Annotated in this window: 27 protein-coding genes and 1 pseudogene; 12 read left to right on the forward strand and 16 right to left on the reverse strand. The window is 58.4% G+C overall.

What is annotated here, in order from left to right; translation table 11 throughout:
• The 5 genes and pseudogenes from AC1DE4_RS29185 to AC1DE4_RS29205 form a co-directional block, all read right to left on the reverse strand.
• Positions 1 to 282: pseudogene (locus AC1DE4_RS29185) on the reverse strand (heme lyase NrfEFG subunit NrfE); the annotation flags it as partial.
• Entirely contained in the window at positions 279 to 731 is a 453-nt protein-coding gene (ccmE, locus tag AC1DE4_RS29190) for a cytochrome c maturation protein CcmE (RefSeq protein ID WP_477884341.1), read from the reverse strand. The gene ccmE and the pseudogene AC1DE4_RS29185, both read right to left, overlap by 4 nt.
• Positions 732 to 735: 4 nt before the next feature.
• Positions 736 to 1857 (reverse strand): c-type cytochrome biogenesis protein CcmI, encoded by a 1122-nt coding sequence (ccmI, locus tag AC1DE4_RS29195; RefSeq protein WP_477884343.1) that lies wholly within the window; start codon positions 1855 to 1857, stop codon positions 736 to 738.
• Between the two features lie 62 nt (positions 1858 to 1919).
• Positions 1920 to 2678, reverse strand: a complete 759-nt coding sequence (locus AC1DE4_RS29200; protein WP_246734285.1) for a response regulator — start codon at positions 2676 to 2678, stop codon at positions 1920 to 1922.
• A gap of 381 nt (positions 2679 to 3059) precedes the next feature.
• Positions 3060 to 3254, reverse strand: coding sequence for a hypothetical protein (locus AC1DE4_RS29205; RefSeq protein ID WP_477884345.1), 195 nt, complete (start codon positions 3252 to 3254; stop codon positions 3060 to 3062).
• Positions 3255 to 4163: 909 nt separating this feature from the next.
• On the opposite strand from AC1DE4_RS29205, the gene AC1DE4_RS29210 reads away from it, so the two are divergent.
• The 5 genes from AC1DE4_RS29210 (at position 4164) to AC1DE4_RS29230 (ending at position 10453) form a co-directional block, all read left to right on the forward strand.
• Positions 4164 to 4433, forward strand: a complete 270-nt coding sequence (locus AC1DE4_RS29210; RefSeq protein ID WP_169684050.1) for a hypothetical protein — start codon at positions 4164 to 4166, stop codon at positions 4431 to 4433.
• 107 nt (positions 4434 to 4540) lie between these two features.
• Entirely contained in the window at positions 4541 to 5827 is a 1287-nt protein-coding gene (locus AC1DE4_RS29215) for an HlyD family secretion protein (protein WP_169684052.1), read from the forward strand.
• Entirely contained in the window at positions 5824 to 7953 is a 2130-nt protein-coding gene (locus AC1DE4_RS29220; RefSeq protein ID WP_477884348.1) for a peptidase domain-containing ABC transporter, read from the forward strand. The genes AC1DE4_RS29215 and AC1DE4_RS29220 overlap by 4 nt, the downstream gene beginning before the upstream one ends.
• A gap of 21 nt (positions 7954 to 7974) precedes the next feature.
• Positions 7975 to 9267 carry a M16 family metallopeptidase gene (locus AC1DE4_RS29225; RefSeq protein ID WP_477884350.1) on the forward strand — a complete coding sequence of 431 codons (1293 nt, stop codon included), beginning with the start codon at positions 7975 to 7977 and terminating at the stop codon, positions 9265 to 9267.
• A gap of 757 nt (positions 9268 to 10024) precedes the next feature.
• Positions 10025 to 10453: a hypothetical protein gene (locus AC1DE4_RS29230; protein ID WP_477884352.1), complete on the forward strand. Its 429-nt coding sequence runs from the start codon at positions 10025 to 10027 to the stop codon at positions 10451 to 10453.
• Between the two features lie 19 nt (positions 10454 to 10472).
• Here the strand turns inward: AC1DE4_RS29230 and ccoS are convergent, their stop codons facing one another.
• The 9 genes from ccoS to ccoN all read right to left on the reverse strand — a co-directional run bounded on the left by ccoS (position 10473) and on the right by ccoN (position 18922).
• Positions 10473 to 10631, reverse strand: coding sequence for a cbb3-type cytochrome oxidase assembly protein CcoS (gene ccoS, locus AC1DE4_RS29235; protein ID WP_018860169.1), 159 nt, complete (start codon positions 10629 to 10631; stop codon positions 10473 to 10475).
• On the reverse strand, positions 10628 to 12916 hold the full coding sequence (locus AC1DE4_RS29240) for a cation-translocating P-type ATPase (RefSeq protein ID WP_477884354.1): 2289 nt from the start codon (positions 12914 to 12916) through the stop codon (positions 10628 to 10630). Before AC1DE4_RS29240 ends, ccoS begins: the two co-directional genes overlap by 4 nt.
• Complete coding sequence (locus AC1DE4_RS29245) at positions 12913 to 13398, reverse strand: FixH family protein (protein WP_477884356.1); 486 nt, start codon at positions 13396 to 13398, stop codon at positions 12913 to 12915. Before AC1DE4_RS29245 ends, AC1DE4_RS29240 begins: the two co-directional genes overlap by 4 nt.
• Entirely contained in the window at positions 13395 to 14963 is a 1569-nt protein-coding gene (gene ccoG / locus AC1DE4_RS29250; protein WP_477884358.1) for a cytochrome c oxidase accessory protein CcoG, read from the reverse strand. The genes AC1DE4_RS29245 and ccoG overlap by 4 nt, the downstream gene beginning before the upstream one ends.
• Positions 14964 to 15329: 366 nt before the next feature.
• The gene (locus AC1DE4_RS29255) at positions 15330 to 15518 is read right to left on the reverse strand and encodes a hypothetical protein (RefSeq protein ID WP_018860173.1); all 189 of its coding nucleotides are present in this window, start codon (positions 15516 to 15518) and stop codon (positions 15330 to 15332) included.
• Positions 15519 to 15529: 11 nt separating this feature from the next.
• A complete protein-coding gene (gene ccoP / locus AC1DE4_RS29260) occupies positions 15530 to 16393 on the reverse strand; it encodes a cytochrome-c oxidase, cbb3-type subunit III (RefSeq protein WP_477884360.1) in 864 nt (287 codons plus the stop codon).
• Position 16394: 1 nt separating this feature from the next.
• Positions 16395 to 16547 carry a cbb3-type cytochrome c oxidase subunit 3 gene (locus AC1DE4_RS29265; RefSeq protein ID WP_018860175.1) on the reverse strand — a complete coding sequence of 51 codons (153 nt, stop codon included), beginning with the start codon at positions 16545 to 16547 and terminating at the stop codon, positions 16395 to 16397.
• Positions 16548 to 16556: 9 nt separating this feature from the next.
• Positions 16557 to 17291 carry a cytochrome-c oxidase, cbb3-type subunit II gene (ccoO, locus tag AC1DE4_RS29270; RefSeq protein WP_018860176.1) on the reverse strand — a complete coding sequence of 245 codons (735 nt, stop codon included), beginning with the start codon at positions 17289 to 17291 and terminating at the stop codon, positions 16557 to 16559.
• Between the two features lie 8 nt (positions 17292 to 17299).
• The gene (ccoN, locus tag AC1DE4_RS29275) at positions 17300 to 18922 is read right to left on the reverse strand and encodes a cytochrome-c oxidase, cbb3-type subunit I (RefSeq protein WP_025662553.1); all 1623 of its coding nucleotides are present in this window, start codon (positions 18920 to 18922) and stop codon (positions 17300 to 17302) included.
• A gap of 236 nt (positions 18923 to 19158) precedes the next feature.
• Between ccoN and AC1DE4_RS29280 the strand changes: the two genes are divergently transcribed.
• The 7 genes from AC1DE4_RS29280 (at position 19159) to AC1DE4_RS29310 (ending at position 25730) form a co-directional block, all read left to right on the forward strand.
• Positions 19159 to 19887, forward strand: coding sequence for a Crp/Fnr family transcriptional regulator (locus AC1DE4_RS29280; RefSeq protein ID WP_169684065.1), 729 nt, complete (start codon positions 19159 to 19161; stop codon positions 19885 to 19887).
• Positions 19888 to 19905: 18 nt separating this feature from the next.
• On the forward strand, positions 19906 to 21849 hold the full coding sequence (locus AC1DE4_RS29285; protein ID WP_477884363.1) for a PAS domain S-box protein: 1944 nt from the start codon (positions 19906 to 19908) through the stop codon (positions 21847 to 21849).
• Positions 21850 to 22207: 358 nt separating this feature from the next.
• Positions 22208 to 22651: a pseudoazurin gene (locus tag AC1DE4_RS29290; protein WP_192242185.1), complete on the forward strand. Its 444-nt coding sequence runs from the start codon at positions 22208 to 22210 to the stop codon at positions 22649 to 22651.
• Between the two features lie 56 nt (positions 22652 to 22707).
• A complete protein-coding gene (locus tag AC1DE4_RS29295) occupies positions 22708 to 23235 on the forward strand; it encodes a YcnI family copper-binding membrane protein (protein ID WP_477884365.1) in 528 nt (175 codons plus the stop codon).
• A 16-nt stretch (positions 23236 to 23251) separates the two neighbouring features.
• Positions 23252 to 24850, forward strand: coding sequence for a copper resistance CopC/CopD family protein (locus AC1DE4_RS29300; RefSeq protein ID WP_477884367.1), 1599 nt, complete (start codon positions 23252 to 23254; stop codon positions 24848 to 24850).
• Between the two features lie 554 nt (positions 24851 to 25404).
• On the forward strand, positions 25405 to 25554 hold the full coding sequence (locus AC1DE4_RS29305; protein WP_477884375.1) for a type II toxin-antitoxin system VapB family antitoxin: 150 nt from the start codon (positions 25405 to 25407) through the stop codon (positions 25552 to 25554).
• A complete protein-coding gene (locus AC1DE4_RS29310) occupies positions 25554 to 25730 on the forward strand; it encodes a hypothetical protein (RefSeq protein ID WP_477884369.1) in 177 nt (58 codons plus the stop codon). The genes AC1DE4_RS29305 and AC1DE4_RS29310 overlap by 1 nt, the downstream gene beginning before the upstream one ends.
• A 306-nt stretch (positions 25731 to 26036) precedes the next feature.
• Here the strand turns inward: AC1DE4_RS29310 and AC1DE4_RS29315 are convergent, their stop codons facing one another.
• Positions 26037 to 26186, reverse strand: coding sequence for a twin-arginine translocase TatA/TatE family subunit (locus AC1DE4_RS29315; protein ID WP_477884371.1), 150 nt, complete (start codon positions 26184 to 26186; stop codon positions 26037 to 26039).
• A 135-nt stretch (positions 26187 to 26321) separates the two neighbouring features.
• The coding region (locus AC1DE4_RS29320; RefSeq protein WP_477884373.1) for a cytochrome c1 at positions 26322 to 26695 on the reverse strand (374 nt) is incomplete at its 5' end.

The following is a 26695-nucleotide window of genomic DNA, read 5'->3' on the forward strand; positions in this document are numbered from 1 at the left end:
TGATTGCTGATTGCCCCAGACGCCTGACAATTTGAACAGCAGCGGCACAAGCGAATGGGAGTTCTCCCAGACGTTGGCGACCGAGAAGTCGGAGACGACGTGGGCGTAGGTCAGAACTCCGAAGGAGAACGCCACCAGCGCGAACATCGCCAGGGACCCTACAGAGGCCAGATCCATCATCGCACGGTCGAGGCGCCTTGCACCGATCACCGGAACAATGGAGACCACGAGCGCCGTCGCCAGCGCCAGGATCAGGGCATAGTGGCCGATCTCGATGATCATTGCGGTTCTCCCGCGTGTTGCCACAGCCCCTGCTCTTTCAACTTGTCGGCAACTTCCTTCGGCATGTATTTCTCGTCGTGCTTGGCCAGTACCGTATCGGCGACGAATTCATGGCTCGCCCCGTCGAACCGGCCTTCGGTCACCACGCCCTGCCCCTCCCGGAACAGATCTGGGAGAATGCCGGCGTACGTGACGCTGACGCTCTCTCCGCTGGGGTCGGTGACCGCGAATCGAACTGTCGATCCTTTCCCGCGCACGATACTGCCCTCGCCCACCAGGCCACCGAGACGTATACGGGTTTCCGGTGCCACCGGCGTTTTCGCCAGATCGGAAGGCATGTAGAAATAGGCCACCGACTGGCTGAAGGCGAACATGACGAGAAGCACCGCCGCAATGATGAAGCTCATGCCGCCACCGATGATTGCCAAGCGTTTCTGCTTGCGTGTCATTCCGTCATTCCCTCTCAATGCCAAGTTCGCGCGCCAGTGCGACCAGTTGCTTTCCCTGTTCGCCCGTCGCAGGGAAGACCGCGAGCCCGCGCTGCAACGCGTCGACCGCGCGTGTTCTTTCGTTCAGCACGGCATAAGATCGCACAAGCTGCATGAAGCCGTCGAAATTGTTGGGCTCAGCCCGAAGCCTGCTATCAAGGCTTTCGACCATCGCCTGTATCGTGTGCTGCGGCTCTGCCGCATCAGGGCTCTGTGTGGTCGAAAGGCCGCGCTCGCCTTTTGGTCGGTCCGACCCCTTTCTCCCTGTGGCGGCAATAGGGCCTCCATTCTTGGCAATGTGCTCGTTGACGAGCGGCAGCCAGGGGGCATCTGCCGGAGAACTCCTGGCTATCGCCTCGAAAGCACTCCTTGCTTCAGCCTGACTGCCAGCCTGCTCCTGGCCGAGTGCCAGATAGAATTTTGCGCGTGGATTGTCAGGTTCAATAGCCAGTATCTGCAAGAGGACCGCATGAAGGTCCTCGGCAACCGCCCCGCCAGACTGCGTTATCAACGCCGCCGCCAGTCCCTCGAGCCTCGAAACCTGCGGTCCGAGGAGACGAAGCGCGTTCCGGTAAGCTCGCTCCGAATCGGCTGCACGGCCCATTCGGAGATAGACAGGTGCTATAACGTCCCATCCGCGGCCGTCATTCGGGCTGCGAGAAAGATGGTCTTCGGTCTTCCTTACAAGAATTGCAAAATCCTGTCCCGGATCTGCCAGCCTTGCTTGCAGGGGGCGTGAGGGCATGTCAGGTGATCCAAGGGAGACGTACAGTCCGACACTCAGCAAGGGAAGAAATGCGACGACGACAGGACGGAGCCAGTAACCGGGCCGTTTTACCGATAAACGGCGTTCTGGCGCTTCGCTCTCCTTGAAAAGGCGCCGCGCTGTCTCTGCCCGGGCCAACTCGTATTCCGTTGGCAGAATGTCTCCGGATGCAAGCTCGTTTTCGAGTTCCAGAAGCTGCTTTCGGTAGAGGCTGTCGGCTCCCCTTGCTTGTATCGGCCGAGCGCGCCCCGAAGAAAGTGGATGCAGCAGTATGGCTGTTGTTGCGGTCGTCATCACCGCGAAGAGGATCCAGATAGTCATTTTTCCTGACGCCGTTGCTGGCCGGAAAATAGCCAAACCCGCAAGGCGCACATTGACGAAGATCAAATACTGGAAGAGTAGCTTGGCCGCCCCGTAAACACATAACCCACGCCGCGTACGGATTGTATGAGCTCCGGGCTCTTGGGATCTGTCTCGATCTTCTTGCGAAGCCGGACGATCTGGGCGTCGATCGCTCGGTCGAAGGCCTCGAGATTCCGGTTTCGGGTCAGGTCCATGAGCTTGTCCCGCGACAGCACACGACCCCGGTTGCGGACAAACACGAGCAACATGTCGAACTCGCCGGTGGTCAGGGACACGTCGGCGCCGAGGGGAGAGGTGAGCCGCCTTCGCGAGACGTCGAGCCTCCAGCCTTCGAACTCCAGGCTTTCCTCGTCGAGGGCGCCGGACTTGGAAGGCAGGCCCGAGGAGGTGCGTCTTCTCAGCACGGTCCTAAGCCTCGCAAGAAGCTCTCTGAGATGGAAGGGCTTGGCAATGTAATCGTCGGCGCCGACCTCAAGGCCAACCACCTTGTCGGTGACATCGTCCTGCCCGGTCAGCATCAGGACCGGCACGTCGGAGGTGCCACGAAGCTCACGCAGCAATTCGAGACCGTTCTCTCCGTTCGGCAGTACCAGGTCGAGGAATATGGCCGCGTAGGATTCCCTTGCCAATTCGGAGCGCATGGCTGTGCCGTTACCGACGGCCGTCACTCGGAATCCGTTGTCCTCAAAATAGCGAACTAGCATCTGTCTTATGCGCGCGTCATCGTCGACGACCAGAATACGGTCAGCGTCCATCTGTGCCTTGTGCCCTGCTGTCATCCTTCCATCCAGATAACGTAGGATGAGGGACAATGCCACCGGTTCGCAGGCAGTTGATGCCGGTTGCGCTTTCCTGTCCGCAAAAACATCTGGCTATACGCCTCATCGAAATCAGATAGCCCGAAAAGGGTCGACCTGGATGATTTGCGTAGATGGAGCCCTCTCGCAACAGCGCCCCGGGAACCGCAACCAAAAGTCCCTTGGATATCGAATGGGCGGGGAGCGTCTGGGTAGAATTTGGTCCAAGCAGTTTCGAGTATAATTTCGTCCGTTACTCCCTCAATGAACAGGACTGGTCCGGTCGTATTCTTTAATACATGGGTGATGTCGAGCTGAGCTTTTCCTCTGTGAACGTTATCAGCCCGGCAGATAGTGACCTTATCAGTTCGCCTCTGTCTTTTCCCCGTTGAACTCGAGCATGCGGATGTTGCTCGCCACCTTCGTCTCGACCGTAGGCGCGTTATGGCATGTGATAAGGATGTGCTTGGTGCGAGTGCCATCATCAGAGATGGCGTGCGTCTGTCCGAGAAAATCGGATTGCCACTCAGGATGAAGGAAGGCGTCTGGCTCATCCATGAGCGTGATGCAATTGCGGCTCCTGAAGAGCTCGGAGATTGCAAACGGATAGACGGACTGAAATTGGCCATCACTGAAAGCCCGCGATGATACTCATGTGTTCGCCGCTAGTCAGAGTAGGATCGAAATGTCCTCAATCATTCCCAACGCCCACAGGGCATTGAAAAGGCAGAAAACCTCATCCTGAGTGTCCGCGGAGAATGTGTTCCTGAACTTCGCTATATCGATCTCGATGCGATAAGTATCGCTGTCCCGTCTGTGATGGGAGCTAGGTGGAGGCCCGTTCTTCGAAGCCAGCTTCTCGGCAGGCCGTATCACCTGCCCGCTTTGCGGCCGCCCATTCCGGCACTCAAGCAAGTATGGCCGCCACTGGAACTGCTCTCATAGTAGAACGGCTCCTCGACGATGAAGCGCGATGTCCGAGCCTGGATATCGCCGGCCGAGAAAGCGCGGCTCCTGCTGAAGCGACGCGTGACGAGAGTCACCTCCCGAGGATACGAACCGCTGATTGCCGCAGCATGCGATCCATCTACAGGAGAACGTTAACGATACTCTCATTGGTAGTTCTACGGATATGAAACCTGGAACTCCTTCGACACTATTCAAATGGTAAGGACGCGACGTGAGCAAGTGGTGACGTCGGTAAAGAATATCATCAGAATAAGCCTCTACGTCCTCGCATTCCATTTGCAACGCAGTTTGGAGTGAAAAGATGTACGTCAGAATTGTAAGTCTCGCGCTACAAGTTTTCTGGACTGTCTCATTCACGGTCCTTGCTTGTATTGCGCTGCAATACATCGGAATGAACGTCAACGTGATCGCAATATCAATCGTAGTCGCACTTGCTGTCCTGCTCTATGGCCCCGTCGCGAGATTCTTCAATCAGTAGAAAAATGAGAGGAAGAGACAATGCAGCATGCGCTTTCGACAGACATCACTGTAGATGACGACTTCCAGCCGCTTTCGGATGAGATGCTTGATGTCGTTTACGGCGGAGGCAGAATTGGCGATGCCGCCAAAGGCGCCGCTATCGGCGGCTTTTCCGGCGCGATCGGGGGAGCGGCTGGCGCTGCGTCCGTCGGGGGAAGTATCAGCCACGGGGCGATAGCTGGTGGTGTCGGAGGCGCCATTGCGGGTGGAATACGGGGTGGGCTGAGTGGCGGTGGCGGCAAAAAATAGCGCCGCTCCCAAAATAGCTGACGCTGAGCACTGGGGGGACGCGTCCCCTCCCAGTGCAAACTAGCGTTAGTGGGACTGGTTCTTTTCCTAGGCCGCCGGAAGCGCGATTGCAGAAGAACGATTCAGAGCAAAGCCCAGTGGATCGTGACCCACCCAATGTGTTCCGCGATGAGGTGTTTGTCAGCCAGCGCGACGGCCTTAAAGGCGAGGTACAATTAGCAATCCCGCTTTCTTTCACGCTGTTGGGCGCTGTGCTGTTTTCGACCATTCTAACGGCGGCAGTGTTTGTTACCATGGCGACCTATTCACGGATCGAGGTTGTTGAAGGGTGGGTTGTGCCTCAAGCGGGCCTGATCCGGATACAGGCGCGGCATGGAGGAATTGTCGAAAGCCTCAGCGTCGACGATGGGACCGATGTCGATGCCGGTTCAAAGGTTGCGATGATGAAGGTGACGTCATCTTTTCAGTCAAACGATGTTGGCCGAATGCTTTGGCGCAGCGCGGGCGTTGAAATCGACTCTAACCGAGAGCAAGAGAGACTTTCACTTGAAAAGCTCAGAACAGAACAGTCCCGTCTATTGGGACAGATTGGGGTTCTGGAGTCAGCACTGCAGGTGGCAGAACAACACGAGCAGTCGATAATGCGGCGGGTTGCCCTTCTCGAAACCCGAGCAGCTAGAACCGCTCAACTTGTCCTGAAGGGCGCGATAACAGCGACAGATGGAGAAAAGGCGCAGCTCGAACTCCTGATCGCTCAGCAGGATCTCTCCGAAGCCCAAGGAACCACTTTGGATCTCGAAAGTCGGATAACGGACGTCAGAGCGAATTTGGACGGCCTGCCATTCGAGATAAAGGCGTCAGAGGCGAAAGCGCGCGCGATCGACGCCGAATTGGAGCAAAAGCAACTTAAGACGGCGTTGTTGAATTCTTACGAAGTCACCGCGCCTGTTAGCGGCCAAGTTGTCGCCGTCCCGGTGATGGTTGGGCAGGACGTGGCAGCCGGAGCGACGCTTGCTGTCATCGTCCCCGCAGGTAGCGCGCTGGAAGTTGAATTATATTTTCCATCCCGCGCCGCGGGTTTTGTGGTGGCCGGGCAGGAAGTTCGCGTACGATACCAGGCGTTTCCCTATCAAAAATTTGGGACAGCCAAGGCAACGGTCCGATCCGTATCGCGAACGATACTCGCACCCGGCGAAATTTCTACACCCGGCGTCACGCCGAAGGAGCCGGCCTTTCGAGTAAGAGCCACCTTGGCCGGCACCCAAATCCGGGCTTATGGGCGTCAGATTCAGATCCGTCCAGGAATGCTTCTGTCCGCGGACCTCGTCATTGAGCGACGCACTCTTTTCGAGTGGCTGCTCGATCCCATATATGCCGTGAGACGGCTGCAATGAACCGTCTATTGCCTCGACTTCCCGACCGCTTGCCGATCGTTCAGACCGCAGAACAAGCTGAGTGTGGTTTGGCATGTGTCGCGATGATCTGCCGGTATTACGGTCACGGCACGGATCTAAACGGCTTTCGTCAGCGGTTCGAGGTTTCTCAGAACGGGATGACCCTAAGGACCTTGATGCACATCACCAGCCAGATGCATCTCGCCCCAAGGGCGTTCCGGACAGAAATCCACACCCTGTCCAAGGTCAAATTGCCCGCGATCCTCCATTGGGACCTCAATCACTTTGTTGTCCTGAAACGGATCGGCCGAAGAAGAGCGGTCGTCCACGATCCCGCTTTCGGGATACGGACATTGTCGAGAGACGCCCTCTCTGACCATTTCACTGGCGTTGTGCTTGAGCTCACCCCAAGCGCCGATTTCTCCAGGATAGCCGCACTTTCCCCTCTCAAGCCATCGCATCTCTGGTCCAAGATAACGGGCGTTTGGCCTGTCGCCCTACAGGTGTTGGCGCTTTCTGCCACTCTCCAGGTGGCAGCGTTCGCTATCCCTTTTCAGATCCAATTGGTCATCGACCAAGCAGTAGAGCAAGGTGACCTCGATTTCCTCGCCGTTGTGGCAGTGGGTTTCGCCCTTCTGGTCGTCGTTTACGCTCTGACCGAGGCCCTACGCAATTGGAGCCTGCACGTATTAGCAGCCACTGTTCTCTATCAGATCGTCGGTAACATATTTCGGCACCTCCTCCGCTTACCTGCCTCGTTCTTCGAGAAGCGTCATATCGGAGATATCTTGTCCCGAATGGGCTCGACCAAGTCTATACAGGAAGCCTTGACACACGGAATGGTCGGCGTGGCGATCGATGGCACGATGGCGATTGTTGCCGCCATAATATTGCTTGCCTATTCAACGCAACTCGCTGTTGTAGTGTTGTTTTCACTGTTGATTTATCTGTTTGTCACAGCTTTTTTCTATCCCCTTATGAAAGAGAGATCTAACGAGCAACTCATTAGTTCCGCGGTAGAACAGTCCTATCTGATGGAGACTGTGCGCGGCGCCACTACCATCAAGGTCCTTGGCGGTGAGATAGATCGCGAGGCCAACTGGCGGAACCGTTACGCCGAAGCGATCAATACCGCATTGCGATTTGACCGCCTCGAGGTCGTCCTCAAAGCAATTCAATCAGCCATTATCGGCCTGCAGAGCGTCGCTGTTGTCTATATCGGCGCTCGGCTAATACTCACCGGTAGTGGCTTCTCGATCGGCATGCTAATGGCCTTTCTCTCATTCCGGCAAACCTTCAGCGACAGGATTGCCTCGCTCGTCGGTGAGATCGTTCAGTTCAGGCTTCTGAAAGTGCATCTGGACCGCTTGGCTGACATCGTCACAACCCCTACGGAAGTGGCAGACGAGCTGGGAGTTTCCTACGACAAGACGATTGGCACACTTGAAATGGTGAACGTGTCCTTTCGTTATGCCTCGGCTGAACCACTTATTCTGGACAGCGTAAACTTCAAAATCGAGCCCGGAGAATTCGTGGCGATCACGGGTCCGTCAGGGGGCGGCAAAACCACCCTGTTCAAAGTTCTCCTGGGCTTGCACTATCCCGTCTCCGGCAAAGTGCTCGTCAATGGAAGTCCAGTATCTCCGCAACATTGGCAATTATACCGGCGCCAGATTGGCGCAGTCATGCAAGACGATCGCCTTTTGTCCGGCTCTATTGCCGACAACATCGCGTTCTTTCAAGCTGATCTTAGTATGGATCGTGTTATCGAAGCAGCTAGGGCGGCGAGAGTTCATGACGATATAATTCGCATGCCTATGCAATATCGATCACTTATAGGGGATATGGGGTCCTCGCTCTCGGGAGGACAACGTCAACGCGTGCTGTTGGCGCGGGCTTTGTACCGGCAGCCGCAGCTTCTTCTGTTGGACGAAGGTACGGCAAATCTGGATGAACGAGCAGAAGAAGCCATAGCGGATATTTTGTCGGAGATGACCATCACCCGCATTGTGATTGCGCATAGGCCAGCACTGATGAATCGCGCTACAACGCTGATCGAAGTCAATAATGGCCAGATAACGGTAGTGCCCAGGGACATCAAAAAATCCTGCAAAAGATTTGACTGAGCGATAGAATTTGGAGTTGCCATGAATATTGACTACTCCTGCCTTGCAAACGGCCTTCAAGTTGTCTCGATCGCGTTCAGGGATTTTGAAAGCGCCGTGGTCGCAATTATGATCCGGGCTGGTTCCAGGGTGGATGGAGCCGCTCACGGAACCGCCCATTTTCTCGAACACATGGCATTCAAGGGCACGCGGCACCACGCGTCCGATGAGATTACACAGCGGATTGAAAGCCTCGGGGCGACAATCAACGCGGTTACGGGCAAGGACTACACGCTCTATTATGTTGAGGGGCTGAAGGAAATGCTTCCTGAAGCGGTCGCGATCCTGACAGAGGTAGTGATATCCCCTCGACTCGACCCCGAGGATATGGATGTCGAGAGACAGATCATTCTACAAGAAATTCTGCAAGCCCAGGATGATGCCGCGGTCAGCGCGCTGGCGGGGTTGGCACAAAGGGCCTATCCCGATCAGAGCCTCGGAAAATCAGTTCTGGGCACCCCAGAGACAGTGGCACGGCTAAGCCGAGCAGATCTGATGGACTTCGTCATCGAGAACTATCAGCCTGAAAACATGATATTGATAGCGGCTGGCGGCATATCCCACCATGATTTGGTTGTGCTGGCCAACCGGTTTCTGGATCCTATGCAGGTCTCCAGCCGAACGCGCAAAGCACCCAAAGCGGCCTACTCAGGCGGACTTTTTTTGCAGACCCGATCGGAGCTAAGTCAGTCTATCGTAGCCTGCGCGTTCCCAACGGCATGGGCAGGTGACCGTCATCGCTACGCGGTTCAAGTCCTTGCGGAGGCATTGGGAACGGGAATGTCGTCCCCCTTGTTCAGATCAATCCGGCGGGACCATGGTCTGGCGTATGAGGTCGGAGCGTGGTCAGAACACGGTTCCGACTACGGTTTATTCGGCATGTATGCGGCGACATCGGCAACTCATGTTGAAGATGCCCTCCGGCTGATGGGCATTGAACTTTCGAAGATGGCAGCGGCGGACAATGACGAGGCCGTACATCGTGGAAGAAACAAATGCCTCGTCAACCTCGTCCGCGCCCGGGAAACACCGTTTGACGCGGCCAGCATGGTAGGCACGGCTATGCTGTCATTTGGCACGATCGTATCCCCGGAAGATGAGATCAATCGAATCCGAAGCGTCACGACGCGAGATGTGAGGGAGGCCGCATCGACACTGATTGATATGGCGAAACCCACAATCGCTGTTGTCGGTCAACCAGAACCCATTGATTACGAAGAGGTGATGCTGACCGCAATCAGGTCGGTGCTCGGGAGCACGTCCTCCGATCGGTAAATTGTTTATGGGGTGACAGTTGGCGACCACAGGTCGGTCGGATTGATGTCGCGTGCCTTGCGGGTCAGCAGGGGCCGGAGTTTGCGACTGACTGGAAAGGAAGGTTTGAACAAGAGCGTTCAAGTCCACAATATCAGACCTTAGTCCGAAACAGATCGGACTCGGGTCTGATGGCTTCAGGACCTTTGTCCACTATCCAAGCCCGCCCTGTCCCGCATAACTTGTGCCGTCCAAACCCACCGGACACCGGGATGCTCCGGCACGCCCCCTCGCGTGTAAACCCCTCGGAGCTTCCGGAACCGGCGCAATTTTCTACGCCGCCCGCGAGATTGTTAATTGGATATGCAGCATGACCATTCGCAGATTAAGCGCATTCGCAGCACTCGCTGTAAGTCCATGGCCGTTGAGTCTTCAAGCAAACATCGGTCGAGAGCAAGTGAACACGCCTTTTGATGAAACCTCACTCGGAAGGGAGTTCGATCTTTTCGCAACTGAATTGACCAAGCTGCCAAAGTCACCGGAGATCACCGCATTGGAGCTTCGCTTTGCTCTCCTGCGAGAAGCGGTGGCAATCCGCCTCGCGGGACCGAGCCGATACCGTTGAGTTACCGTCGTCGCTATTCGACGCCTAGGATCGAAACCGGATCGCGTTCTGTGTACGGATGAATATCGCCCTAAAAAAGCCCCGCTCGTAAGTGGCGGGCCAATTGGGCGGCCTTTGGAAAGGTGGACAACGAACTAAGGCGGCTGGGCTGCGGTGGTGGAGGCGATCTCCTGCCAGGCACTCAAGCGCTGCATGGCGATGCCGCGCCATAAAGCGCATCAGGTTGCGCTTGAGTTGCGGGCTCCTCTCGGCAAGCGCCCGAATTCCCGGCAAGTCGATCATCGCGATCTCCGTGAAGTCTGCCGCCCGGGCGCCTTGAGCGTAACAACGTCCCTCGGCAACCTGGTGTTCGCCAAAGATGTCTCCGGGTTCGCAAAGGGAGATGTCGGTCTCACGGCGCGAGCTTTCCGAGCGCGTCACGCGCATCTAGCCGCTTGGTACCATAAGGACATGGGTTGCGATCTCTCCTGGCGCGACGATCTGCTCACCCGGGGCAAAACTGCGCAGTTCGACCAGGGCCAGAAGACCGTCGGCTTCCCCCTTGTCGAAACAGCTCCGACCCCAAGTGCGTTGGATTCGTGACAGGCATCTGTTCCCTCCTTCACGGTTTCGAGCTATCGGCCTCGTCGTCGGCGAGCACTCGCCATGCTGCACCTTGCAAATCGTCATACTGGCCGCTCTTCAGAGACCAGAGGAAAGCCGCGAGCCCTATGCCCCCCATGAAGAGGGCAATCGGTATGAGGTAAATGAGCATGTTCATGCCGTCTTTATCTCCTTGGCGAGCGCAACTGGCTCCCTTGAAAGCCGCGGTAAGGGACGGGTTCCAAAGGCAGTGAGACGGAGAGCGTTTGTCACGACGATGATGGAAGAGGTGGACATGGCAACCGCGGCAATCAGGGGCGTGGCGAGACCAGCTATGGCAATCGGAACCGCCAACACGTTATAGCCGATCGCCAGGGCGAAATTCTGCCTGATCAATGCCGCCGATTGTCGTGCGATCTGGATAGCCTCGGTAACTGCATCGAGGCGTTCGGTAAAGAACACGAGATCAGCGGCTTGGCGCCCGATATCAGATGCCGAGGCCGGCGCCATGGAAACATGCGCAGCGGCAAGCGCCGGCGCGTCGTTGATACCATCCCCGACCATAAAGACCCGTCGTCCACTTTCGTTCAGGGTCTCGCATTCGTCGACCTTTTGCTTTGGCGACAAGGCGCCGACCGCACGACAAACGCCAAGCTTGGCCGCCGTAGCATCGACGACAGACTGACGATCACCCGAGAAGATGAATGTTTCAAAACGTCCTGCATCAAGTCTGGCGATCGTCTCTTCCGCGCCCGGCCGCACCACGTCTTCGAAGAAGAAGCGAGCTTTCACGACCCCGTCGCTCGTAAGGACAACCTCCGAAAGGGGACTATCGGGCGAGGCCGAGTTTGAGGTTTGCGCACAGGCGAAGGCAGCACTACCCAGACGGTAGTGCGCGTCTCCGTGACGTGCTTCGAGACCGCCGCCCGGGATCTCGCTCACGCGGTCGAACGGCATGGGAGCTATCGGGGTGCCGCGGGCAAGGGCTTGAGAGAGCGGGTGCCTGGAGTGGAGTGCCATCCCCGCCGCGAGCGCGACGTCGGCGTCGCCGTCCGCCACGGTTTTCACAAGGCGCGGGGTTCCGAGCGTCAGTGTTCCCGTCTTGTCGAATGCGACCGTGTCAATCTCGGCCAGACGTTCCAGCGCCGAGCCATCCTTCACCATTATTCCCTTCCGGAACAATTCTCCTGCGGCAACAACCTGTACGACAGGAACAGCAAGGCCGAGTGCGCAGGGGCACGTGATGATAAGAACGGCCACCGCCACAAGCATGGCCTGCTTCCAGTCTCCGCCCAGGAACCCCCAGGCGAGAAATGAGACGAGGGCAAGCAGATGCACTACAGGCGAGTACAAGGCCGCAGCACGATCAGCGATGCGTCGGTAACGCGCGCGTCCTCCTTCGGCAGCTTCCATCAGGTTGATGATCTCAGCAAGCAACGAATCCCTGGCGAGCTTCGTTGCCCGAACCACCAGCGAGCCGGTCAGGTTCATCGCTCCCGAACTTACGGCTGCGCCTTCTGAAACCGCTACCGGGTTGCTTTCGCCGGTGACGATCGAAAGATCCAGGTCGCTCTCCCCCATGGAGACGAGACMATCGACCGGAATACGATCACCGGCAGCAACGGCGACTTCGTCGCCAACGGAAATGTCTTCGATCGCGACGTAGCGACGCGAGCCGTCGGGGGACACCACGAGAGCGCCACGCGGAGAGATTCTCGCGAGGCCGTTGATCGCGGCCCTCGCCTTCTCTCGCATGATGTGATCAAGCGTCCTGCCGATAAGAAGGAAAAAGAGCAGCGAGACTGTCGCGTCGAACCAGGCGTGCTCGCCGTGGTGCATCGTCTCCCACAGGGAGACGCCATAAGACAGCGTCACCGCGAGCGAGATCGGAACGTCCATGTTCGTGCGGCCGTGCCGCAGTGCGTTCCATGCCGACTGGAAGAAGAAGCGACCTGCGTATACCAGCGCCGGTGCTGCGATCATCGCGGAAATCCAATGGAACATGTCGCGGGTGGCGGCATCTGCTCCTGACCAAACCGACACCGAAAGCAGCATGATGTTTGCTGCCGCGAATCCTGCGACGCCAACCGCCAGAAGAAGCTGGTTCCTGGTCTTGTCGTTTTCCGCTGCAACGGGCGCGAACAGATGAGCTCGGTAGCCCACCGAATTTACAGCGTTGATGATTTCCGCAGGGTCCGTCGGGCGCCCCTCAACCTGGTCGGCATATACGCAACTGACGCGACGGGATGTTAGATTTACTCTCGCCTTGCGAACGAAGGGCAGTTTTGCAAGTGCCCCTTCAATCGTCGCGATGCAGGCTCCACAGTGAGCATCCGGGACGCTGAGATCGAGCTGGAAGAGACCGGAACCGAGTGGGTGACTGGCAAGGGTAACTTCCTCGGAGCTGAAGGATGTCGCACTCATTGCCAGCACGCCGTTGGCGTCCATTGTGCAGCAGGTCATTGGCCGAACCCCGCAGTATCAAAACGAACGGCCTCGTGCATGACGACGGCATCGCCTCGGCGCGAAATCAGTTCGACGATCCAGTCGCCAGAAGGCACGTGACGGCTTGTCGTGAAGCTGCCTTCGCCAGCCTTTTCGAGCGAGATATTGAAATCCTCGTGATCGCCCACGGGGCGCTTGAAGTTGGCGACAACTATATCCGCCTCAACCGGCGACCCGTCGCGGTTCTTGAGGTTGTAGTGGAACACTCCATGCGACATCGAGATGCTGCCGGAGATCCCGGTAGCCGCCAGCGCCTTTATTGCGGCCGCCTTCTTGTTGAATTCCTGGCTGGCCACATAGGTGTTTTCCACGACGAGACCGCTCCAGCTGGACGAGGCCAACCACGCCATGGTCACGTTCACCCCGATCACGACGGCGAAGAATGCAGACGTGACGAACAACATGTGGCGGCCAGTGAAGCCATGGGTGCGAGCAGTCATCTGTTCTCTCCTGGTGCGTTGAACGCCGCGCGGTAGGTCGCGCGATCGGAATGGCCTTCGTCCTCGATCGAGAACAGAAACTCGTTGACTGCGGCGCCGGTCTGCTTTCGGGTTACGAAGACCTTGAGCGCGGTGACCGCGTCAGGCGCAGCAGCTATGGTGAAGTTGCGGGCCTCCGTTTTGCTCAGTTCCGGAATGCGCATCGTCGCACCTTCCAGACCCGAGATGGAGAGGTCGATCTTCCTTGGAGCGGGAACCATGTTGAGGATTCGAAGCGTGTAGCCGTTGCGAATGGAGCCGTCGCTCTCGAGGACATACTGCGGATTGCGATCGTGGACGACGTTGAGCTCGAGGCGTTCACGCATCGACAAGTGGATCAGCATGGCCAGGCCGATCGAGGCCCAGACGACGGCGTAGAATAGCACCCGGGGCCGAGCGATGGCCCGCCAGTTGAAGTGGCGGATCCCGGCGATGAAGGTTCCATCAACATTGCGCACCTTCGCAGGCTGGACGGGCGCCCTGCCACCATCAGTGGCGATGGCCATGTTGCTCGAATATTCACTGAGCGTCGCATAGGCGATCAGCCCGCGCGGCTTTCCAATCTTGTCCATGACGTTGTCGCAGGCATCGATACAAAGCGCGCAGGTGATACACTCCATCTGCTGCCCATCGCGGATGTCTATTCCCATCGGGCATACGGCAACACAGGCGTTGCAATCGACACAGTCGCCAACCGCCTGACCCGCCGCCTGGGCCTTCTTGGCGTGGCGCGACCGTTGTTCGCCGCGCCAGTCATTGTAGGTGACGACAAGGGAATTCTCGTCCAGCATGGCCCCTTGGATACGCGGCCATGGGCACATGTAGGTACAGACCTGCTCTCGCATGAGCCCGCCGAGAACATACGTCGTGAAGGTGAGAGTGGCGACCGTGGCGTATGCGACGATGGGTGCCGTGCCGGAAAACAGTGAGACGGCGAGCGACGGAGCATCAGCAAAATAGAAAATCCAGGCGCCGCCTGTCGCAATGCCGATCAAGAGCCAGACCGTGTGTTTCAGGATGCGCTTGCGCATCTTGCCGAGCGTCCAGGGACCGGCGTCCAGCTTCATTCGCGCGTTGCGATCGCCTTCGATCGCGCGCTCGACAACAAGGAAAAGGTCTACCCAGACGGTTTGGGGACAGGCGTATCCACACCAGGCCCGGCCGATGGCAGACGTAACCAGGAACAATCCAAAACCTGCCATCACCAGCAGACCTGCGACGTAGTAGAATTCCTGTGGCCAGATCTCGATGAAGAAAAAGAAGAAACGTCGCGACGAGAGGTCAATCAGGATGGCCTGATCGGGCGCGTAAGGGCCACGGTCCCACCTGATCCAGGGAGACACATAGTAGATGCCGAGGGTAACCAGCATCACGAGCCATTTGAACCTGCGGAAGCGACCTTCCGCCCGCTTGGGAAATATCTTCTTTCGCGGTGCATAAAGCGGCTGGCGATTGCGGCGTGCATTGACCGGCTCGGCATTGACGCGTTCGACGTTGTCTGGATCTGGCGCGGTGTAGAGGTTCATTGGGCTCGTCCGAATTTCACCCGGCCGTTTTCCCATCTTGCCGTTCCCGCTTCCTTGACGCAGATCAATAATCCGGGCGCTTCCCGAAAAAGGGAGGGCCACGCCCTGAAGAGATGGCGTGGCCCGGAGGGATCGCGGAAGGAGGTCCGCGATGTGACCTCCACTAGACACAGCAAACATAGCAGAGCTCGGCCCTGCTCTGTTTGAGCCAGGTCAAACGATCCGCGATCTGGCTGCCTTTAGGGGCCACCGCCACCAGGCAAGCCTCAGCCGCGAAACAAAAAAAGAGGCCGCACCTTCAAAGGTACGGCCGGAGTTTACTGGGGCGGGATGTGCGCATTTACATCCCGCTGGACAGTCATGCTTCTAACGGCTGGTCGGCTTCTGGTCCTTGAGGCAGATCAAACTGACGATCGAATTGCCAATTTTTTGCGCGTCCTCCTGTTCGCTTGCAGGATTCGTCGTCTTGCTGGTGCGTGCGGAGACACGGGAATGGATCACCGCGCGAGGGGTACCATAAAGGCCAAGCAATGGATTGTGGTCGTGCGTCGTCATTGTGATCTCCTCTACTGACCGCCGCCCAGCGAATGGACGAATACCGTGAGTTCCTTGACCGCAGTGTCGCCCAGTCGGCCCGCCCATGCCGGCATCACGCCGTGCCTGGGTGCCATAACCTGACGGACGATGGCATCTTCGCCGCTTCCTTTGAGCCAGATCGCGTCCGCGAGATTCGGGGCTCCCATCTCAAGTTTGCCCTTGGCATCTTCCCCGTGACATGCAGCACAATTATCGAGGAAGATCTGCTTGCCAGCCTCCGCGCCGGACGCGTCGGAAGGCGTGTTCGTCAGGCTCCATACATAGGCCGCAACCTGCTTGGTCTGTACGGGATCCAGCATGTCACGGAATGCCGGCATTTCGGACACGTGGGTGTCGGCGTCCGCTTCGTAGCGCACGCCATGGGCGATGGTTGCCTGAATTGAATTGAGGTCTCCGCCCCAGAGCCAGTCGTCGTCGTTGAGGTTGGGGAATCCCGGTCCGCCGCTTGCGCCGGATCCATGGCAGGGAGCACAGTTGACCTTGAATGCCGAGGCGCCGCCCGCGATCGCGAATTCGCGAAGCGAAGGATCGGCATCGATCTCCTGGACCGTCTTTGCCGCGATCATGTCGTGGAACTTCGTCTGCGCGACCTTTGCCTGATTGAGATCCTGCTGAAGCTCCGCGCGGCTGGAAAATCCCAGATAGCCTTTGGTAGCCGAGGTGATCATCGGAATGGCAGGATAGGCGACAGCGTATGCGACCGCCCAAAGGATCGTGACATAGAATGTCCACACCCACCATCTCGGCATCGGATTGTTGAGTTCGCGGATGCCGTCCCATTCGTGTCCGGTCGTTTCGACGCCACTGATTTCATCAATATGTTTTTCCGACATCTCAATCGTCCTTTAGGGGAATGCTGGCAGCATCCTTCGCAGTCCGGCCGCTGCCAGGACGAAGGGTGAAGATCACGGCCCCAACGAAGAAGGCTGCCATCGCCAGGAGGCCCCAACTGTCGGCGAAGTGCCGCATAGCGGTATAGGTTTCCATCAGTTCACCTCATCGATAACCGGTGGCGTCGTCGTAGGTCGAGAAGTCGACGAGCGTGCCAAGCATCTGCAGATAAGCCACAAGGGCGTCCATTTCGGTCAGCTTCGACGGATCGCCGTCGAAGTCGCCAACCTTCGCCTTCGGATATCTTTCGAGGAGTGCCGTGGTATCGCCGTTCGGGTCGGCCTGGACTTTCATGTCGGCTTCGGCGTTGGCGAGCATGTCCTGCGTGTAGGGTACGCCGACATCCTCGTTTGCCTTGAGGTCCATGCCGACGTCCTTCACCGTGACCTCCTGCTCCTTCAGGAAGGAGTAGCTCGGCATGATCGATTCCGGCACGACCGCTCGCGGATTTGCGAGGTGCTGGACGTGCCATTCGTTCGAATAGCGGCCGCCAACACGGGCAAGGTCCGGACCGGTGCGCTTCGAGCCCCACTGGAACGGGTGGTCGTACATGGATTCCGCAGCGAGCGAATAGTGGCCATATCGTTCGACTTCGTCGCGGAATGGCCGGATCATCTGGCTGTGGCAAAGGTAGCAGCCTTCGCGGATGTAGATGTTGCGACCCGCAAGCTCGAGCGGTGTGTAGGGGCGCATCCCTTCAACCTTCTCGATTGTGTTCTGCAGGTAAAACAGTGGTGCGATCTCGACGATGCCGCCGATGCTGACCACGAGGAGCGAGCCGACGAGAAGAAGCGTCGCGTTCTTCTCGAGGATCTGATGTTTGTCCAGTATCGATGCCATGTTTCACCTCACTCGGCAGGCTGTGCCTGGGGCACGTAGGCGGTGGGAATTGCTGCTTCGTTTCGCAGGTGGCCGCGGATGGTCATGTAGATATTCCAGGCCATCACCAGACCGCCAGCCAGATAGAGAGCACCTCCGGCGACACGCAGGACATAGTAGGGGAACATCGCTGCGACGGTTTCGGCGAACGAATACACCAGGAAGCCCTGCGAATTGTACTCACGCCACATCAGACCCTGCTGGATGCCGGCGACCCAAAGGACGGCCGCGTAGACGACAATGCCAAGGGTCGCGAGCCAGAAGTGCCAGTTGACCATGCGCAGGCTGTAAAGCCGCTCGCGGCCCCAGAGCTTTGGCGTCAGATAGTAGACCGCGCCGAACGTGATCATCCCAACCCATCCAAGCGCGCCCGAATGGACGTGACCGATGGTCCATTCCGTGTAGTGGCTGAGCGAATTGACTGTCTTCACCGACATCATCGGCCCCTCGAAGGTCGACATGCCATAGAAGGCGATTGCAACGATCATCATGCGGATGATCGGATCTGTCCGGATCTTGTCCCAAGCGCCCGACAGGGTCATGAGGCCGTTGATCATGCCACCCCAGGAAGGCATCCAGAGCATGACCGAAAACACCATGCCGAGGGTCTGTGCCCAGTCGGGAAGTGCCGTGTAGTGCAGGTGATGCGGTCCAGCCCAGATGTACATGAAGATCAGGGCCCAGAAGTGGATGATCGACAAGCGATACGAATAGATCGGACGGTTTGCCTGCTTTGGAACAAAGTAATACATCATCCCGAGGAAGCCGGCGGTAAGGAAGAAGCCCACCGCGTTGTGTCCGTACCACCACTGGGTCAGTGCGTCCTGCACGCCTGAGAACGCGGAATAGCTCTTCGAGCCGAGGAACGACGCCGGAACAGCGAGGTTGTTCACGACGTGGAGCATCGCGATCGTCACGATAAAGCCGAGATAGAACCAGTTCGCCACATAGATATGTGGTTCCTTGCGCCTCAGGATCGTCCCCAGGTAAACCACGAGATACGCCACCCAGACGATCGTCAGCCAGATGTCCACATACCATTCCGGTTCTGCGTATTCGCGTGCCTGGGTGATGCCCAGGACGTATCCGGTCGCGGCCATGACGATGAAGAGCTGGTAGCCCCAGAAGACGAACCAGGGCAGGCTTCCTCCGAAGAGCCGCGCCTGACAGGTGCGCTGAACAACATAGAACGACGTCATGATGAGGGCGTTACCGCCGAACGCGAAAATGACCGCCGACGTGTGTACAGGACGAAGCCGCCCGAAGTTCAGATACGGCGCGATGTTCAGATCCGGGAACGCCAATTGCGCGGCGACAACGACGCCGACGAGAAAACCGACCACTCCCCAGAAGACAGTGGCGATAAGCCCATACCGGATGACCTCGTCGAAATAGCCCGAGGTGTCCGGCTTGGCAATTCGTGCCGCAGGAGAGAAGTCGATCCTCCTGATCAGGAGCACGGTGCCCGCCAATAAGCAGAAGGACAGGATGCTCATATGGACAGCAAAAAGATGGTCATGCGCGAATGCGGCGGCCAGCAGTGCCAGAAATGCTGCAACCGCGACCGCCATCGTTTCCGTAGAGTAGTTCATGGTGTCGTCCCCAGTGCGCAGACGACCGCTCCGCGACCGCCTTTCTCGTACTTTCGGGAACGACTGTCATGGCGGGGACCCATGCTCCTTGATCTATGTCAACGAAGCACGACTTTGCTGCCGGCCACGCGCTGCTGTTACAGACTGTTACAAAGTCGCACCAACTCTCACAGTCCGATCATTTCCGTGTGACAGGACCAACGTCTTATGCCCTCACATCAACGAGGGGCACGAACATGCTGATGCAGGGCAACACCGCTTTCGAAAACGTAGAGGCCACCAGCAAGTTGAGCTGTGACCAGCCGCTGGCATCGGTATTTCAGATGTCGGCCACCGAGACGGTCGAGGCAGGCGAGGCGATCTGCTGGGAGGGAGACGCCGCCAAGCACCTCTTCCAGATTGTGGAAGGCGTCGTCCGGCTCCACCGCATTATCGGTGAAGGCCGCCGGGTCATTACAGCATTCCAGTTCGCTGGCGACGTGGTCGGCGCTTTCCTGCAAGGCGACCTCCTGTTCACCGCCGAGGCTGTTACAGACTGTAAGATCCGTCGGGTTTCGCGCAAAACCTTCCACGATGAGGTCTCGCGCTCGGACGCCTTGAGACCAGCCTACATCAACCTGCTCTGCAAGGAGACGGCTGCCGCCCACGACCAGATGGTGCTTCTCTCCAAGAAGAACGCCGAGGAACGCCTTTGCAGCTTCATCTTGAAGCTGGCGTTACGCAGCGAGTCGCAACTCAAAAAGGGTCTCCTGCGTCTGCCCATGAACCGGCAGGACATTGCCGACTATCTCGGCCTCACGATCGAAACCGTCTCGCGGACCATCTCGAAGCTCGCCGCCAAGAATATCGTCATCCCGGAAGGCAGGCATGATCTCAGGATCGTCAGTCAATCCCGCCTCGCCCAGCTGTCCGGCAATTCTGATGATTTTTCGGAGAAGACCTGTCATAGGGGTAGCGTTCATTGATGTCTTGAAAGAGCCGACATGCCCCATCGTTTGATAGCGCCACGCACCGCATCGCCCCACGAGCTGGATGCGCTCGTGCACGTGCTGGACGGGGCCGACATCATCGTGCATCGCCTTGAAGGTACGATCACCCACTGGTCGATCGGTTGCGAAAGCATGTACGGATGGGCGCGGGAGGAAGCGGTCGGAGAAAGTGTCGACGAGCTGCTCGACACCCGGTTCCCTGAACCCGTGGAAGATATAAGGACGCATCTCAAGTCGCGCGGTTTCTGGCAAGGCGAGGTCGTTCACCGCCACAAGAGCGGCTATTACATCAACGTCGCGACCCGCTGCGTCCTGGTCAACCTGCCCGACGGCGATCCGGCGGTCATCCAGGCCAACAGCGACGTGAGCGCGCTGCGCAAGGCCGAAGAGGTCGTGCGATCGCGAGAGGCCCACCTGACTTCGATCCTGGATACCGTTCCCGACGCAATGATCGTCATCGACCAGAAGGGTATCGTTCTTTCATTCAGCAAGGCCGCTGAAACGCTGTTCGGAATGGCCGCGGAGGATATCTGCGGTCGCAATGTCAGCAATCTCATGCCAAACCCCTACCGTGACGCACATGACGGCTACATCGACCGATATCTCCACACCGGCGAGAAGCGCATCATTGGTTACGGACGGGTCGTCACCGGCCGGCGCGCCGACGGCTCGCAGTTTCCCATGGAGCTTCATGTCGGGGAAGCGACCGCCGATGGCGAGCGCATCTTCACGGGTTTCGTGCGCGATCTGACCAGCCGCTTCAAGATCGAGGAAGATCTGCGCCAGGCGCAGAAGATGGAAGCCGTTGGCCAGTTGACCGGAGGTCTCGCACACGACTTCAACAACCTTCTGACCGTCATCAGTGGAAATCTGGAAATGATCGAGGACAAGCTGCCGCCAGGGCCGCTGCGCGACATTCTGCGCGAGGCGCAGGATGCGGCGGCCGACGGCGCCAAGCTGACCGGGCAGTTGCTGGCGTTTGGCAGACGCCAGCCCCTCAGCCCCAGACAGGCAGACCTCGGCCAACTCGTCACCGGCTTCTCTGATCTCCTTCGCAGAACGTTGGGCGAAAACATCAAGCTGTCCACGGTTCTCTCCGGGTCCGACTTCAATGTGCTGGTCGACAGCTCCCAGCTTCAGAACGCCATCCTCAACATCGCCCTCAATGCGCGGGACGCAATGCCCAAGGGCGGAAGCCTGACAACAGAAATCTCGCGCACTCACCTGGATGCCGACTATGCGAAGATGTATCCGGAGGTGCGAAGCGGCAATTTCGTGCTCATCGCCATGACCGACACGGGTGACGGCATGACGGATGACGTGAAGAAACGGGCCATCGAACCGTTCTTCACCACCAAGGAGGTGGGCTCCGGAACAGGCCTTGGACTGAGCATGGTCTACGGCTTCGTCAAACAGTCCGGCGGGCATCTTCAGATTTACAGCGAGGTCGGACGGGGCACCACGATCCGGATCTACCTGCCCGCAATCAGCGGCGCCAGGCCGGACGCCGGAAACCAGGATCGGGGCACGGTCGAAAGCGCCCTGCCGCGCGGAACCGAGCGGATCCTGGTCGTCGAAGACGATTCGCGGGTGAGACGGGTGGCGTTGGCGAGGCTTGCCGACATGGGGTACCAGGTGCTCGAAGCCGAGAACGGACGCCGCGCGCTTGAACTGCTCTATGAGAACGATGACGTCGCGCTGCTGTTCACGGACATCGTGATGCCAGGTGGGATGACCGGAGACGAGCTCGCCAGAGAGGTTCGCGACCTCAGGCCCGACATCGCCATTCTTTTCACATCCGGGTACTCGGAGCCGGCACTGGCGACGAACGAAGTCATTCCCGGCGCGGAATGGCTGCGCAAACCGTACACGGCCCGCGATCTCGCCTTCAAGGTTCGAGACATGCTGGATAAGGCTCAGCAGCAGAGACTATCGTAACCGGTATTCGCACTTCTAGCAGAATCTGTCGTCTTGCCTCGAGAGAGGCTGGAAGACTGGCCTTCATCACGCGTCGAGCCGGCGGGTTGGCCGACGGCGGGCGAGTGATGTGGCCTCAATGAATTGCTCCGATATCGTGATCCCGAACGAAGTGAACGCGGCCAAGGTCGTCGAGCACGAGACCCGCCCTTCCCGGTCTCTTCGTCTTATCACCGGTCGACTGAACGGTTCATCATCGGTGCGAATATATGCAACCGATGTTGCCCAAATTTGACGAGCGTCAAAGAAGGCAGCAACCGCATGCCCTAGAACCGTTCCCGAGGCCAACGTTTCGGCCCCGTAGAATAGGAGATAAGCAATGCGTTTGAAATTCGGCCTGATCGCTGCGACGGTAGCCCTTGTCGCCTCGGCAGCACCGCTCATGGCAGCAGAGCATCAGGTGCAAATGCTCAACAAGGGCACCGACGGCGCAATGGTGTTCGAACCGGGCTTCATCAAGATCGCTCCCGGCGACACCGTCACCTTCGTGCCCACCGACAAGAGCCACAATGTCGAGACGTTCAAGGGTCTCATTCCTGATGGCGCGGCTGAGTTCAAATCCAAGGCGAACGAACAGTTTCAGACCAAGTTCGACGTTCCGGGCGCTTACGTTATCAAGTGCACGCCGCATGCCGGCATGGGCATGGTGGCACTGATCCAGGTCGGCGACAAGCCGGCAAACCTGGATGCGATCAAGACCGCGAAGGTACCGAACATGGTACGCAAGCGTCTCGATGCCGACCTTGCGCAAGTTGCCCAATAACCCCGAAGCTGCAGGGGCTGGCGCACTGCGCCAGTCCGCGCAGGGAGACCACTTTCATGATCAGACAGGTAGCGGCAACCCTCCTACTGAGCGTCTTCGCGGTGGGCGCCGCACACGCACATGCAACGCTTGAACAGGCTCAAGGCATCTCTGGCAAAGCCTACAAGGCAGTGGTCCGGATTGGCCACGGTTGCGAGGGAAAGCCCACCCTCAAGGTTCGCGTAAAAGTCCCCGAGGGGTTGCTGTCAGCCAAGCCGATGCCGAAGGCGGGCTGGACCGTCGAGAAGATAAAGGGAAGCTACGAAAAGAGCTATGATCTGTACGGCAAGCCGGTGAAGGAAGGTCTCACCGAGATCATCTGGAGCGGTGGAAATCTTGCCGACGACGAATATGACGAGTTCGTGTTCCGCGGGACGGTGGCCAAGGAACTGCCGCTCGGCACACGGGTCTACGTCCCGATCGTGCAGGAATGCACCGACGGAGCGTCCGAACGCTGGATCGAGATTCCCGCGGCGGGCAAGTCGTCCGACGACTACGAGAAGCCGGCTCCCTATTTCGACGTTGTGGAACAGCCGCGCTCCTGATCCAAGGTGATCGCCCATGTGGCTTAGAAATCGCAACTGGGCGACACGTCTATCATTCAAAAATGCCGCTTGCGCACTGCTTGTGGCAGGCATGGGATTTCTTGCGCCTTCCGGCGCATATGCCCATGCTGTGTTGTTGAACGCCTCACCTGCCAATGACGCTGTCGTGGAAGCAGCGCCAGCCAATGTCCAGCTTCGGTTCAGCGAACCGGTCAGCGTTGTCCGGGCAAGCATCAGGATCGGCGAAGGAAACTCGATCAACCTTCCCGCAACATCAGGCTCCGAAGTCGACCTGACGATCCCGCGGTCGATCTCGAGCGGCACCGCCATTGTCAGTTATCGCGTGGTTTCCGAGGATGGACATCCGGTCGGGGGCTCGATCGTATTTCACGTCGGCGCACCATCTGCCATTTCCGCACCGGCTGTTGCGGACACCTCCGTACTGCTACAGGGTGCGATATGGTCGATACACACAGTCTCGATTCTATACCTCGCCGTCCTGATCGGCGGAACGCTCTTCACTCGATGGCTTTATCCGACGATGTCGCTCATAAGGCGACCTGATCTTGTCATCGTTCTGGGCGTCCTTTTATTCTCGTCGGGTGTCTATCTGCAGGGGTTGGACGAAATGGGCCTCGGCTTGGCGTTCGCCGGCCTGGAGCCGCTGCTTGTCGCTTCCAGGAGCGGCGCTGCGATCGCCGCAGGCATGGCGTTAGTGGCGGTTCTTCTTGTTTCGATACCCGTCTGTCGAGCCAGCCCCGCCTACCTTCCGCTTGCGGTTCTTGCGATGTCTGCGGCCTCAGCGTCCTTCGCCTTCACAGGTCACTGCAACGTCGTAGCGACACCCTGGCTCGCCCGGGCATGCATTGTTCTTCATGGCGCGACGCTGCTCTTCTGGATCGGTAGCCTGCCTCCCCTTTGGCGGTTAAGTCGAACGGGGCCCACGGATCCGCTTGCGGGTTTCTCGCGTGTCATTCCACTGCCGTTCTTCGTGCTGTTGATGGCGGGCGCGGCGCTCGCGTGGCTTGAGCTGCCCGGTGTCCAGACCATTCCGCTATCTCTTTACGGCCGGCTGCTCGTGCTGAAGGTGGCCCTGGTTGGAATTCTCTGCGCTCTCGCAATATACAATCGATTCTGGCTGACGAGGCCGGCTGCGGCAGGAGATCAGACTGCTCGCCGAAAGCTCCGCCGATCAATCGCCGCTGAAGTTGCGCTTGCTGTTGCAATTGTAGCCACGGCGTCACTCTGGCGCTTCGCCGGGCCGGATCAACTGCAATATGCCGCAAGGCCGCAGGCTTTCTCCATTCATCTTCATTCCGGTGAAGTCATGGCTCAGCTGAAACTTGTGCCCGACCTAGCCGCCGGCACGGCGAAGGCGGAGGTTGACTTCCTGACTCCGGACTTCGATCCGATCGATCCGCAGGGCGCAACGCTGCGTGCGTGGAATCCAGACGCCGGCGTGGAGCCGATCAAGTATGACCTCAGGAAATCGTCCAAAGGTGGATGGGAGGCAAGCGGCCTGCCAACATTCGATCCGACCGGTTGGAAGGTCGACATCGAAGTGCTGATCGACGACTTCACCATGAAGCACCTTGAAGGCGAGCTGCGGCCGTAGCCGGGCCGTCACTGCAAAAGTATCGAACTAGCGGATCATCCGGAAAGTGTGCATGCCAATGCGATCGCTTTCGAGGCATTCTTTCCTGTGCCATGTGAATCGCCAATTGGATTGTCGCTCAGGGTCTGATCAAACGCTCTCGCCCGGCCGCGCGCGCGGGCAGGCCCCGGCCGCGACGACGTCCAGCCCGACTTAGATAGAAAACGCCTGCCGCTACGGGTGGACCCGCCGCAAAGCTGGATACGTCGAAGGTTTTCGATTGCAGCGAGACAGAATGAGCAGCGGCAGTCAGTAAGTCCGTCGCTGGCGCCGATGCTCAGCCTTGTTACTCCAACGGTCGTCAGCATTTCGGTGCGCGGAAAGTCAAATGATGAGCAGGATGACACCCTTATCGGACGAACTTGACAGGCCTCGGCTACACAAGCGAGAAAATCGACAAAAGGTAGACTTTTGGGGCCTGTCGTGTCCCTGAACATCAAAAACCCGGCCACCGTCGCGCTTGCCGCCAGGGTATCAGCAAGACCGCCGCCATTCATCAGGCCCTCAGCGAACGCCTGCATCGCCTGGGCTACGGCGATGGTACCCAGCAACGTCTCCTTGACGAACTGCGCCGGATCCGCGAAAGAGTGGCGCAATTGCCGGAACTGGACAATCGCAACGACGAGGAGATCGTCGGCTTTGACGAGCACGGAATTCCGAACTGATGGATCGACACGAACTTTCGGAACTGCGCGGCTGCGAGCAGCGCGTCGCCTACGAAGTGTTGCGAATAACCCTGCACACGGTGCGTGACAGGCTTTCGGTGGATGACAATGCCAAGGTTGGCAAGGATCTGCACCGCTGCTTCGCGGCCTCTACTTGGAGGCATGGGAGCCGATGAAAACCCACGGGCATTATGCCTTCGAGATCTAGCGACCTCCCTACTCACGGCCTTGCCACTTACCGCTGCGTCAGACAGAGACGTGTTCGCGAAGATCATGACATTGTTCGAAACCCGACGCGGTCACAAGAAATCGACCAATCTCGCCCTTGCGCTAAAGCTTTGCGCCGCGTCTGCCCAAAACAGTGATCCCCCTGCGCTGTTCCTCAGGGCGAGCCAATTTGTCGCGACACTCCTGAAGGGAAATCGGCGTGGGCGTGTTGGCCATTGAAGCGCCAATCGCTGTCGGGATCTCCGCCGGGAGGTCTATTCGTCCTTTTCGTCCTCGACGCCTTTCTTGAAGGCGCGAATACCCTGCGCTACGTCTCCCATTAGGTCCGGGATCTTTCCACGGCCAAATAGAAGCAGCACGATTGCAAGTACTATTAGCCAATGCCACGCGCTGAACGAACCCATTATTGAACTCCTGCCGCACTGTTGATCGGGAGGCTTCCGCGCGGCTTCGAAAGCTTCATCACTCTATCGACTGCCTCCAGCGCATCGTTGGCCTTGAGCAAAGAGAAGCGCTTTGGAACGATGCTGCCAGAGCCCTCAGTGTTCCTTGTTTGCGTAGACGGAGCGCTTGGTCAGGTAGATCAGTCCGGAGAAGATGACCAGGAAGACCATGACCATGAAGCCGGTGCGCTTGCGCTCCTCGAGATGCGGCTCGGCGGCCCACATCAGGAAGGAGGAGACGTCCTTGGCGTACTGGTCGACCGTCGCCGGCGAGCCGTCGTCATAGGTCACCTGGCCGTCGGAGAGCGGCTTTGGCATGGCGAGAGCAGCAGCACCGGCGAAGTACGGGTTGTAGTGCGTGCCCTCGGCCACCTGGACGCCGGCCGGCGGCTGCTGGTCGTAGCCGGTCAGCAGCGAGTAGATGTAGTCCGGACCGCCTTCCTGATAGCCGCCGACGAACGGGATCATGT

The sequence above is a fragment of the Rhizobium sp. 10N414 genome (assembly GCF_056394785.1).